Source organism: Proteus hauseri (assembly GCF_040139125.1).
Taxonomy (GTDB): domain Bacteria; phylum Pseudomonadota; class Gammaproteobacteria; order Enterobacterales; family Enterobacteriaceae; genus Proteus; species Proteus hauseri_B.
In genome coordinates this window covers 37641-50439 of record NZ_JBEEUB010000006.1, presented here as the reverse complement: position 1 = coordinate 50439, position 12799 = coordinate 37641, and the positions used below count along the sequence as shown (strand labels likewise).

Below are 12799 nucleotides of genomic sequence, written 5' to 3'. Positions count from 1 at the left end.
GGTAAATAGAGGTTTATTTTTGATACTTACACTAATAATACAAAGTGAAAATGATTTACTCTAATCGAGCAAACGCGGCCACCAGCCATTTAATTCCTTCACCTTGGAATGCAATTTGTAAGCGACAGTGCTCACCGCTGCCTTCAATATTAATAATTGTGCCTGCACCAAATTTAGGATGTTTAACTCGCTGACCGAGAGAATAACCAGAATCGTTACTTATAATAGGTGTACCTAATCGTTGATGATTGACAGGACGTGAAACAGTGGCTCTTAAACGAACCTCTTCCACGCACTCTTTAGGTAATTCACCAATAAAACGAGAAGGTCGATGGCTCACTTCTTTGCCATATAATCGACGATTCTCAGCGTAAGTTAGTGTTAGCTTTTTCATTGCTCGCGTCACACCAACATAAGCTAAACGACGCTCTTCTTCTAAACGTCCACCTTCATCTAACGACATTTGACTTGGGAACATGCCCTCTTCAACACCGACGATAAAGACTTGTGAAAACTCAAGCCCTTTTGCCGAGTGCAACGTCATTAGTTGAACCGCATCTTGATAAGCATCTGCCTGACTTTCGCCTGACTCAAGCGCGGCATGAGAAAGAAAAGCTTGCAGAGGCATAAGATCTTCATCTTCATCTTGATAGCTAAATTGACGTGTTGCCGTCACTAACTCTTCAAGGTTTTCGATACGAGCCTGTGCTTTTTCACCTTTCTCTTGCTCATACATCGCTTTTAAACCGGAGTCACGAATAATACGGTCCGTTTGAACATGTAGTGGCATGTCAGATGTTTCAGACGCTAAGGTTTCAATTAGCTCTAAAAAGCGCTGTATTGCTGCGGTTGCTCTGCCCGCTAACATTTTATGCTCAATAACCTGTAATGCACTTTCCCATAAAGTGATTTGGTTATCTTTTGCCACTTGTCGAACAATATCTAGGGTTCTGTCGCCAATACCGCGCGTAGGTGTATTCACAACGCGTTCAAAAGAAGCATCATCATGACGATTAGCTGTTAATCGCATATAAGAGAGCGCATCTTTGATCTCTTGGCGTTCAAAGAAGCGTTGACCACCATAAATACGATAAGGCATTGCAGCTTGTAATAACGCCTCTTCCATTATACGAGATTGGGCATTACTACGATAAAGGATAGCGCAGTCAGAAAGTGCACCGCCCTCTTCTTGCCAACGTTTAATACGCCCAACAACATAACGCGCTTCATCTAAATCATTAAAGGCGCAATAAAGAGAGATTGGCTCGCCTTCAATTCCCTCAGTCCACAGGCTTTTACCTAACCTATCACTGTTATTAGAAATTAAAGCATTGGCTGCTTTTAGAATATTGCTGGTCGAGCGATAATTTTGCTCTAGACGTATAGTCTCAGCACCAGGAAATTCATTTAAAAAGTTTTGGATATTTTCGACTTGTGCGCCACGCCAACCATAAATCGATTGGTCATCATCACCCACAATCATTACTTTGCCGGTTTGACCCGCTAGCATTCTTATCCAGGCATACTGAATGTGGTTAGTATCTTGAAACTCATCAACTAATACGTTGGTAAATCGGTTTTGATAATGCTCTAGAATTTGTGGTTTGTTTAACCAAAGCTCATGGGCACGCAATAAAAGCTCAGCAAAATCGACTAATCCAGCACGATCACAAGCTTCTTGATAAGCCTGATAAACTTTTAACCATGTGGTTTCAACGGGATTACCATACGTTTGAATATGTTGAGGGCGCAATCCTTCATCTTTTTTACCATTGATATACCATGTGCCTTGTCGTGCGGGCCACTGTTTATCATCAAGATTCATTGATTTTACAATACGACGAATTAAGCGATATTGGTCATCACTGTCGATAATTTGAAAATCTTGCGGTAATCCAGCATCAAGGTAATGAGCGCGTAATAAGCGGTGCGCAAGGCTATGAAAAGTCCCTATCCACATACCACCTTGGCTTGTACCAATTAAATCTTCGATGCGATGGCGCATTTCTGCTGCCGCTTTATTGGTAAAGGTCACCGCCATAATTGAGAATGGAGACGCCTGTTCAACTGATAATAACCAAGCAATACGATGTACCAGCACTCGGGTTTTACCACTACCCGCACCTGCCAGCACCAACATATTTGTTCGAGGTGCCGCAACAGCTTCACGCTGTTTATCGTTAAGGCCTTCTAGCAGAGATGAGACGTCCATAATTACCAATCATTTAGTGAAGAAAAAATACTGTGGATATATACAGAAATAATTAATATGCAACAAACTAACAGGATTTTACGCCCTGTGCAAAGTAAAGCCTATGTAAAGGTTATTTTAACCTAGCACTTATCTTAGATTAATTCTGTCAGCTTAGTTAAAGCTGTGATTTCAACATGTGGCATCACTCTAGCTTCGCCATCTTGAAACAGACTACGGTTATCAAGGTTAATCCAGCAAGCTTGTAACCCACTGCGAATGGCACCTTCAACATCCGTCACAAGATGATCACCCACATGCAAGATCTGTTGATGAGGCAAATTTAGCAACGTCGCCGCTTTATCAAACATATCAGGATAAGGCTTAGAGCGACCATCAGGTCCAGCCTTTAAAATATGAGAAAAATATTGCCCTAAACCACAACTTAGTGGATTAGCATTACCATTTGTTATCGCCACTAGTGGCATTTTTTGTGCTAACTCGCTGAGTACTTGATGGGTATTGCTAGGAACCGTAATCCGGCTACGCCAATAAGCAAAGTGCGCCATAATTTCATCGGCACCTTGATTCGCTTTTGCTTCATTATAGCCATAAGCCAACAGCATATTTTTAGCAGCTAACCATCGCCAATGCGTAATATCGTGGAGAATATTTGGATCTTGCGCTAAAAGCGGTTTTTTATACGCATTAACGTCTTGTGCAGTGAAATCATTAAAACGCATATCATAGTGACGAATAAACGTGAGTGTCTCTTTTTCCGTTCTATCCATAACTGGCACGTTGTCATACAACGTATCATCAAGATCGAAAGTCATCGCTGCAATGGGCGTCAGTGTTCGATAAAAGTGCATTATGATTTTTCTCTCTTAGCTCTAGGATGAGCAGCATCGTACACTTTAGATAAATGTTGGAAATCTAAGTGCGTATAAACTTGTGTAGTCGATAAATTAGCGTGCCCTAATAACTCTTGTACTGCACGTAAATCGCCGCTTGACTCAAGTAAATGAGTTGCAAAAGAGTGGCGTAACTTATGAGGGTTAACATGGCTACTTAAGCCTTGGCGAACCCCCCAAAGTTCAAAGCGTTTTTGCACACTACGTACTGATAAACGTTTGCCACTTTTAGTCGAGATAAACACGGCTTTATCTTCAGGATCATAAAGATCTCTCATTGGATACCAGTGTTGTAGCCACTCAATTGCCATACGCCCTAGTGGTACTTTTCGCTCTTTACTTCCCTTACCTAATACGCGAACTTCGCCTTCGTTAAGATCGATATCGGTAATATTTAATCCCGTAAGTTCTGATAAACGTAATCCTGCACCATACATCACTTCTAGCATGGTTCTATCTCTAACAGAGAGGGGATCTTTTAAGTCGATGTTCATCAATTGGTTGACTTCATCAACATCCATATTTTTAGGCAGATGACGACCGGATTTCGGGGTGCGAATCCCCTTAGCGGAGTTAACCGTTAACATCCCTTGAGCAACTTGCCAATCTAGAAAACTACGTAACGCGGAAAAACGTAAAGCTAAGCTTGTTGCCTGTAATCCACTACGATGGCTTTTAGCTAAGAGCATACGTACATGTTGGCTTTCTAGCGATGACCACTCAATGATATTCATCTCTACCATCATTTGAGCTAATGCACTGAGTTGGCGCTGATAATTTTCTATAGTAACAGGGCTTAATCGTCGTTCCACTTGGATATAACGCAGAAATTGCTCATAAGGTAACGAGAGCGTTTCAGGTATCTCCACTAAATTACTCATTGCCTTGCAACCCAACGTATTAATAATTCAGGCAATAAGTGAGCAAGTTTATCAAGCATAACGGTTCCCATACCTTGCTGGAAATGTTGATTATCGCGGCTATTAAAAATTATCACCCCTAAATCGCCATAATGTCCTAGCAAAGAGAGTGCAACAGAGCCTGAGCGACGCACATTTGGCATTAACAGCATCATCTCTTGCCCATTTAATGTACCTAAATAGTGATTATCATCACCCATGTGCTGAATACGAAAATGTTCAAAAGATTGACGTGACAGAGCGAGATCTTGTGCATCTAGAGGAGGATGTAATTGCCAGCGATCGGTAAATAAGCGCAATTGAACAGAATAAAGCCCTAAATCTTTAGCCCAAAGATTTAAGCGCTCTAGCATCTCATTAAGAGAAGAACTACTCGATAACTCAGAGATAAGCAGTAAGAGCTGGCTAAACAGTGATTCATTCTCTGAAGCTTGCTCTATTAACAGCCGCATATCTTCTTCAAGATAATGAATACGATTACGTTGGCGAGACATAATCCATTCAACCAATGAAACAGTGCCTCTCACTGGGTGAGGAACCTGCATTTGCTCAATATAGCTGGCATTACGGATAAAAAAACCAGGGTGCTCCCTAAGATAACGAATGACCTGTTGATCACTTAATTCGTTCTTTTCTGGGTAACAAAACTGCTCATTTTTATCCGTCATACAGATAACCTCTTAAAAAATAATATTATAGCTGAATGATCCCATCATAAATATGCGTCGCAGAGCCTGTCATATAAAGCGGATTTCCAGTACCTTTCCACTCAATTAGCAGTGAGCCGCCTGGTAATGTCACGTTTACTCGTTTATCAAGTAAGCCTTGTGAAATACCTATCGCAACAGCAGCACAAGCCCCACTTCCACAGGCTTTAGTTTCACCGACACCACGTTCAAAGACGCGTAAATGAAGCGTGTTTTTATCTACAATTTGCATAAAACCTATATTAGCACGCTCAGGAAAACGTTCATGTAGTTCTAATACAGGTCCCAATAATTCAACTTCTGCGGTTTGAATATCATCAACCTGAATAACACAATGTGGATTTCCCATAGAAACGACTCCACATAACACTGTGCGTTCCATTGCCCTGATAATATAGGTCTTTTCTGCCTTTTGTGCACGAAAAGGAACTTTTTGTGGATCAAATTCGGGCTCACCCATATTGACGCAAATATCGTCATTATCCATAACATGTAGGGTCATTCTGCCTGATTGTGTACTCACTTTTATTTCTCGTTTGTTAGTGAGCCCTTTTAATCGGACAAAGCGAGCAAAACAACGCGCACCATTACCACATTGTGCTACTTCACTTCCATCAGCATTAAAAATGCGATAATGGAAATCAAGTTCAGGATCATAAGGTGCTTCAACGACTAAAAGCTGATCAAAACCGACGCCCGTGTGTCGATTCGCTAACCGACAAATCAGTTCTGGTGAAAAATAAACATTTTGAGTCACGGCATCAACCACCATAAAGTCGTTGCCAAGACCATGCATTTTTGAAAATTGCATTTTGCCCCTGCCTGAAACGGTGTACCGTTCCTAATATTGACTAATTACTCTGAGTTGAGGTGCTCTCAACTTGCTGGGTTGGCTGGGATGACTGCGTCATTTTTGCCTGAGTATCTTCAGGAGGGAAGTAAAGAGGGCCTTTCAAGCCACAACCAGAAAGAGAAATCAGTGTTATTATAGCAAGAGTGCAACGTAAATACGTTTTCATTCGAGATCTGCCTGTCATTAATTTGATTAATATCCTCTATAATCGCAGTTAGATCTCGAAAAGCAAATAGGAAATGAAGATGAACGACAGTGAATTTCACCAATTAGCTGATGAATTGATGTCAGTAATAGAACAAACTATCGACGACTATGAAGGTGATGCGGATATTGATTGTGAAATCAATGGCGGCGTTATGACATTAACCTTTGAAAATAATAGTAAAATTATTATCAATCGCCAAGAAGCGTTTCATCAGGTTTGGTTAGCAACACGTTCTGGCGGCTATCATTTTGATTGGAAAAATAGCCAATGGATTTGTGATAGAAGTGGTGGTGAATTCTTAACAATGCTGGCAAAAGCAATCACCGAACAAAGCGGTGAAACATTTTCATTTTAGTTGATACATTAATGCAATAAAAACAGGAGCCTTAATCAGCTCCTGTTCGTTTTTTACCTGCTATTTATCTTATCAGGTGAACACTTAAGTGTGTTGTACTGCCTGATAATCGTTAAAGGCATGAGATTCAACAGAGATAATATCTTTAGGATAATCATCTTCTTTACCCAGCTCACTTAATCGACCAAAAGATCCACCCGCAAAAGGCAACACTTGTGTTAATCCTTCTACTTTCACGATTTGATAAAACTGCGGCAAATTGAAGTTAATAAAACTTGAGCCATAAGTGAATCGGTCATGAGACGATGAATAGAAGCGGCTTACATCCTTCACTAAGTCTTCTTTACTCCCTTCGCAATGAGAATAAATTTCGACTCTATTTGCTTCATCTAAGATATAGATATTAAAGACATTATTATCTTCAGTCGTTTCAAAGAAGAACTGAATAATCCCTTCACAAGCAAAACCATCGATCACTGCAGGTAAATAACGAGCATCTTTGTCTAACTTAACGGGTAATCCATGTAATTTGTTGTAAGAGATTGCACCATAGAATTCAATGGCATTTTCTAATTTCTGCACAGACACATTGAGGCGTTCAAAAAACAACCCCCATGTTTGCCCTGCAATACGTAACGCTTTAAAACGCCCTGGCTCTAACCGATTCGTTGATAAACGTAATTCAACACACTCAGAAACCAACTGCTGAACACGAGTACGAATTAAACCACGTAGATGTTGGCTATAACACAACACTTCAACAGAGGCTGGAGGCGCTGCATCTTGATGCATTTTACCTAAAATAGTTTTTAACGATTCCAACATCGATTGAGTGCCACTAAAGTGCAGCGTTCTTACTTCATTCCATGAATTACGATACAACAAATCAATACTGCCAATAAGACATTGCTCTTTTTCACCAAAACTAAATACATCCAGTTTTCTAAAATCAAAGTGAACCACTTGATCAGAAAAACTCTCTGTTGGATCAGTCTCTAAATTAACAATGATAGCCAAATGTCTAATTTCACAAGGACTATATAATGCTTTTGGCGTTGGTGCTGGCAAGCGTATTGGAAAATGCCCAGACATATCTCTAACTAATTCGTGAAGTTTAATTTCATCACAAGAAGATTCACCTTGATGAATATAGACTTTAGAACGGCTAGTCAAAAGCCCATTAAAATAAGACCATGCAACTAATTTATTTAAGTAGCGGTTATATTCTAAAGGCTGATGTCCTACGATATTGGCAAAATCTGGCGCACGATTATAAAGATACCAACCACTGCGATTAGCGCGACCTAGAGGAACATAAATAAAGGTCAAGTGAGGTTCTGATAAATCAGGTGATATCTGCGGATTAACCAAAGTAACCTTACCCGGTAAAGCTTCAAATGCGGCATAAAGTTTACGTGTTAATACGCCAATATCCTGAGGGCTAGCGCTTACACTTAAGTTATTACGACGAGCGAAACGAATAAGGTTACGATAGCTTTGCATCATCGTATCTAATAGCTCGTTATGTGCATCACGCACTCGCTCTATTTTCCAGCCATCTCGGTTATCCAGTATGGTTAAACGCTCATTATCCCACTGCCATTGTGTTACTAACTGAGATAATACTTGTCGTCTCCACCCAATTGGTTCATTTTCTGTTTTTTGGTTAGATAATTTTTCACAGACTTTGAGGTAGAAACAACGTCGGATAAGATCAAGGCGGGTTAAATCATTAATAGAAACCAAATAGCGAGTGACTCGCTCAAGCATCATACAATAAGCATCTAAACCGTAGTTCACAATTTCACCACGATGTAGATGTTGCTTCATTTCTAATGCCAGCAATTTCCCATTCGGATAATCCGCAGAATAGGCTTCTAATAAAATACTTTTTAGTACGGCTTTGTAAGGTGAATCGACGCTTTTATAAAGCTGCCATAAACTTGCACCGAAATATTCTTCAGCAGAAAGCTCACCTAATCCCCCCAAATCTAGCCACTCATTGGGTGTTAAAACACCTTGAGCATAAAGAGAGATAACATATTCATCATAATGGTGCTCTTCTTCTACTGGCACCATTGCCCATAGCAAGCGTTTACCCGCTAAACGCACCGCAGTACGATAGAACTCATCCAATAAAAGGATATGCTGAGTCGAGCCGCAATCTTCTCCACCAAGGCTGCCACTTGCATGATGACGAAATCTATTCTCATCAATAAGAAAAAACGTAACGTCAATACCTAGTTTACCTGCCCACAGCTCAATCAGCTGACACTTGCGTTGTAAAAGCACACGCTCATCCTGATCCAGCCAAGATTGATGACAGACCCAAATATCGATATCAGAGTTGTGACTTTGCCCAATAGAAGAGGTACTCCCCATCGAATAGATGCCAGTAATTGGCAGTTCTCCGCTGGCGTATCCATTCATTGGCTCATCACATAATGCGTTAACCAGATTGGTTGTCCATTGACGTTGCACGTCATCAGGTTCAAAGAAACAGGTACCATGAGGCACATTTCCCTGAATATAACCAGGTAACTCAGGATGGTGATAATGCAGTAAAACAGGGATTAAACCATAGACCTGTTTAAAAACATCACCCATCGATGCAAAAGCTCGTTCCAGTCTGAGTTGATTAATCGCATCCAGCCGTTGCTTCAGTGTTTCAATATAAAGATACAAGAGTTTCGCCTGAACAATACTAAGAAGATAGTAGAATCTGAGTTTATAAATCACCGAGATCAAATTATTCAATTATTAATAGATAAAACTTTACTAACAAAATCTCGGAAACGTGATCAATTTAACACCTTGCAAGCAAAGCGTAAAGAGGAACTAAATATATAGCACCAAGATCTAAAAAAGATATTTAACGGCTAAATCGTTTAAAGCGAGTCAAATAATATTATTATAATCATAATGATAGCGTGATTTAGTTATACAAATAAATGTTGGAATTTACCCTCAATCCACCGTTAACCTGGCAAAAAGACCCTGTTTTCCTGATGATAACAAACTAAAAAAAAACCTGACAAAATATAAAAAAATGGTAATCGGCAAAAAAAAACACAACCCATTGATTATTATAAATAATAGATTATTAAGTCCTATATTTTTATTTTTCATATAAAATATAAGATTATTTTTAATAAAAATAAAAAATATAAATCGAGTAAAAATAAATTTAATTCATTAGTTATTCTAAAAATAAATAAATATCTATTTTATTTTTTATAATTTCTTTAATTGTTTATTAGAATACTTTTTTGTTAAATTTTATCATGCCTTTATATTTTATCACTAAATAAAAAAACAGATCACAAAATAGAATTATTTTCGCTTTATCAACACGTTCAGTGATATCTATCTCGTTTATCTTCACCATTCAAAAAACACGTTAACAACTATCATTAATTGTTTCAAATTTGTAAATGACCACATTTTTTATAAAGGTATAAAAAAACTTAAATATAAAATAAGAGAAATGATAAATACTCTCTTTGTTTTTTTCTTATATTTAATTTTTTTTGCTCTCTTTATCTGTTTCATCTTTCTTTCAACTGAAGGCTTTTTTTTTGTATGAAAAATCTCACGCCAGATCCCTTAACTGGAAAAATGCGCGTTAAAATGTTAAAACAAAGCTTTATTTATAAACAAAAATATCGCTAATCGCTCGGAAGATAATACTATTATGTCAAAAAGTACCATCCGTATTGCAACCCGCCAAAGCCCTCTTGCTATGTGGCAGGCTCTTTATGTAAAAGAACAACTACAACTTGCTCATCCAAGTTTAGTGGTCGAACTGGTACCGATGGTCACTAAAGGTGACATCATTTTAGATACCCCATTGGCAAAAGTTGGAGGTAAAGGATTATTCGTTAAAGAGTTAGAGTTAGCTTTGCTGGGATCTCGCGCTGATATTGCCGTTCACTCCATGAAAGATGTGCCTATCGACTTTCCTGAAGGCTTAGGACTTGTCACCATTTGTGAACGTGAAGATCCTCGCGATGCCTTTGTTTCTAACCATTATGACTCTCTGGATACACTTCCAGCAGGCAGCATTGTTGGTACTTCAAGCCTACGCCGCCAATGTCAATTAAAAGCACAGCGCCCAGATCTTATTATCCGAGACTTACGTGGCAACGTAGGTACACGTTTAAGTAAATTAGATAATGGTGACTATGATGCTATTATTCTTGCCGTTGCGGGGCTAAAACGTCTTAATCTTGCACAGCGTATTCGCTCGCCTTTGTCAGCAGAGCAATCTTTACCCGCTGTAGGACAAGGTGCTGTGGGTATTGAATGTCGTTTAGACGACCATGAAACACGCAATTTATTAACCGCATTAAACCATACTCGTACAGATATCTGCGTAAGAGCAGAACGTGCCATGAATACTCGCCTTGAAGGCGGTTGTCAGGTTCCTATCGGTAGTTATGCCATCTGGCAAGACGATAAAATTTGGCTACGTGCACTGGTTGGCTCACCTGATGGTGAAACTATCTTACAAGGAGAGCGCTTAATCGCACCAGAAGAAGCTGAAAAAGCAGGTATTTCTCTTGCTGAAGAGTTACTAGATAAAGGCGCGCGCGAAATTTTAACTGCCGTATACCAAGGCAATGCACCTAAATGAGTATCTTAATCACTCGCCCAAATCCCGCAGGACAAGCGTTAGCACAACGCTTAAATAATGCAGGGAAAAAAGCGTTTCAAGCTCCTTTAATAGAGATAGCAGCAGGTCGAGAGCTACCTTTATTAGAGACTAAGCTGAATAAGCTTCGGTCGGGTGATTGCCTTTTTCTTCTTTCTAAAAATGCGGTGTCATACGCGAACTGGCAGCTAAATCAATTACAACAATCATGGCCAGATACGCTATTCTATTATGGAATAGGTCCGAGTACGGCAAGTAAGTTTCAAAGTTTAAGTGGTATTACTGTTAGTTATCCTGAACAGGGAGAGACCAGCGAAGATTTGCTCACACTACCCGCCCTCCATCAGGTACAAAATAAGCGGATTTTACTGCTTAGGGGCAATGGAGGCAGAGATTTACTTGCCACCGTGCTACGCCAGCGAGGTGCGATAGTTGATGAGTGTGAGTGCTATCAACGTCTATTTATTGATTACTCATCAGAGACATTTAGCGCTCAATGGGAAAACGCCCAGATTGATACTCTTGTAGTGACAAGTGGCGAAATGTTGCAACAACTTTTTGAGTTGGTCACTAAACCTAAAAAAGCATGGCTGTTACACTGCCATTTGATTGTTGTAAGTGAACGATTAGCAACAATAGCAGAAGCACTAGGGTGGAAAAATATCACCGTTGCAGATAGTGCCAACAATGATGCTTTATTTCGTGCATTAATATAGAACCTAAATGAGACGCCGATATGACGGAACAGAAAAATATCAACGAAAATGACTTGCAAAAAGGTGCATCAAAGGCTGATGAAGATGTCCGCTATCAGGAAGTTAAACCTGTTAATAACAAACGTTCAGGTCTAATTGGTAGTGCTGTTGCGATTATCGTTATTTTAGCAATTGGCGGTGGACTTTATTCTTACACCAACCAGCAAGCATTACGCTTAAGTGATGAAAACCAATCACTTAAAACAGAACTAGCTCAGCTTCAGCAATTACAAAACGCATATCAGCAACGTTTTGATAATATCGATAGTATGTTTAATTCACAAAAAATCACTATTGATAAGCTACAAAGTGAGCGACAAATTACAGAGCGCCAACTTCAAGATCTCCAAACACGATTTGCAGCAATTTCTAGTGCTGACGTAAAAAGTTGGTTACTTGCACAAGCTGATTTTATGGTCAAAATGGCAGGTCGTAAACTTTGGAATGATCAAGATGTTGTCACAGCCGTAAGCTTATTAAAAGGCGCAGACAGCAGCTTAGCTGAAATGAATGACCCAAGTTTATTGGACATTCGTCGTGCTATTAATGAAGATATTGGTAACCTTGCTGCATTAACTAAAATTGACAACGACGGTATTATTTTACAACTAAATCAATTAGCTAATCAGGTTGATAATTTACGTTTATCTGGTTTTGAACGTAATGGTGCACCAATGGATAAAAATGATGAAGCCATTTCTGGTTCACTTTCTGACTGGAAGCAAAACCTCAGTAAGAGCTGGAAAAGCTTTATGGATGACTTTATTACCATTCGTCGTCGAGATACAACAGCCGTTCCTTTATTAGCACCAAACCAAGATATCTATTTACGTGAAAATATTCGTTCACGTCTATTAATCGCTTCTCAAGCCGTTCCTCGCCATCAAAGTGAAATTTATCAACAGTCACTTGAGGCGGTATCCACATGGGTTCGTTCTTACTTTGATACCACAGATCCGAATACAACCGCGTTTCTAGATACGGTATCTGCACTTGAAAAACAGCCAATTACATTAGCAATGCCAACAGAGCTAAAAAGCCCGACGCTGTTAGAAAAACGTGTTGAAAAACAAATTCGTAATCTACTCACTCAAAATGAATATACGCAACCAGAAGCAATTGAGGCACAAGAAGCACAAGATGCTCAAATTGTAGAGCCTGAGAATCCGGCAGCAGATGCTGCAACTGATACAGTGACTGATAGTGCAACAGCAGAAACTGTAACACCACAGGGAGAATAAG

The 12799-nt window shown here is 39.5% G+C and carries 11 protein-coding genes; 4 read left to right on the top strand and 7 right to left on the bottom strand.

Features of this window, described 5'->3' with window-relative positions; all coding sequences use genetic code 11:
• Window positions 1–55: 55 nt before the first annotated feature.
• From uvrD to lptM, 6 genes are all read right to left on the bottom strand, one after another.
• A complete protein-coding gene (gene uvrD, locus ABN099_RS11195) occupies window positions 56–2212 on the bottom strand; it encodes a DNA helicase II (protein WP_349463856.1) in 2157 nt (718 codons plus the stop codon).
• A gap of 134 nt (window positions 2213–2346) precedes the next feature.
• Window positions 2347–3063 (bottom strand): 5-amino-6-(5-phospho-D-ribitylamino)uracil phosphatase YigB, encoded by a 717-nt coding sequence (gene yigB / locus ABN099_RS11190; protein ID WP_349463855.1) that lies wholly within the window; start codon window positions 3061–3063, stop codon window positions 2347–2349.
• Entirely contained in the window at window positions 3063–3986 is a 924-nt protein-coding gene (xerC, locus tag ABN099_RS11185) for a tyrosine recombinase XerC (protein ID WP_349463853.1), read from the bottom strand. Before xerC ends, yigB begins: the two co-directional genes overlap by 1 nt.
• A complete protein-coding gene (locus ABN099_RS11180) occupies window positions 3983–4693 on the bottom strand; it encodes a DUF484 domain-containing protein (protein WP_349463852.1) in 711 nt (236 codons plus the stop codon). Before ABN099_RS11180 ends, xerC begins: the two co-directional genes overlap by 4 nt.
• Before the next feature lie 25 nt (window positions 4694–4718).
• Entirely contained in the window at window positions 4719–5543 is an 825-nt protein-coding gene (gene dapF / locus ABN099_RS11175; RefSeq protein ID WP_349463850.1) for a diaminopimelate epimerase, read from the bottom strand.
• Window positions 5544–5583: 40 nt separating this feature from the next.
• Window positions 5584–5751 (bottom strand): LPS translocon maturation chaperone LptM, encoded by a 168-nt coding sequence (lptM, locus tag ABN099_RS11170; protein ID WP_074379330.1) that lies wholly within the window; start codon window positions 5749–5751, stop codon window positions 5584–5586.
• 79 nt (window positions 5752–5830) lie between these two features.
• On the opposite strand from lptM, the gene cyaY reads away from it, so the two are divergent.
• Entirely contained in the window at window positions 5831–6148 is a 318-nt protein-coding gene (gene cyaY, locus ABN099_RS11165; protein WP_349463849.1) for an iron donor protein CyaY, read from the top strand.
• An 84-nt stretch (window positions 6149–6232) separates the two neighbouring features.
• Here the strand turns inward: cyaY and ABN099_RS11160 are convergent, their stop codons facing one another.
• Window positions 6233–8833: a class I adenylate cyclase gene (locus ABN099_RS11160; RefSeq protein ID WP_349463848.1), complete on the bottom strand. Its 2601-nt coding sequence runs from the start codon at window positions 8831–8833 to the stop codon at window positions 6233–6235.
• Window positions 8834–9842: 1009 nt separating this feature from the next.
• Here ABN099_RS11160 and hemC point away from each other — a divergent pair.
• Genes hemC through hemX form a run of 3 tightly spaced genes read left to right on the top strand, consistent with a single transcriptional unit; the run spans window position 9843 to window position 12798 of the window.
• Window positions 9843–10784: a hydroxymethylbilane synthase gene (gene hemC, locus ABN099_RS11155; RefSeq protein WP_349463847.1), complete on the top strand. Its 942-nt coding sequence runs from the start codon at window positions 9843–9845 to the stop codon at window positions 10782–10784.
• Window positions 10781–11518 carry a uroporphyrinogen-III synthase gene (gene hemD / locus ABN099_RS11150; protein WP_349463846.1) on the top strand — a complete coding sequence of 246 codons (738 nt, stop codon included), beginning with the start codon at window positions 10781–10783 and terminating at the stop codon, window positions 11516–11518. Before hemC ends, hemD begins: the two co-directional genes overlap by 4 nt.
• 20 nt (window positions 11519–11538) lie before the next feature.
• Window positions 11539–12798, top strand: coding sequence for a uroporphyrinogen-III C-methyltransferase (gene hemX / locus ABN099_RS11145; RefSeq protein ID WP_349463844.1), 1260 nt, complete (start codon window positions 11539–11541; stop codon window positions 12796–12798).
• Window position 12799: the final 1 nt, after the last annotated feature.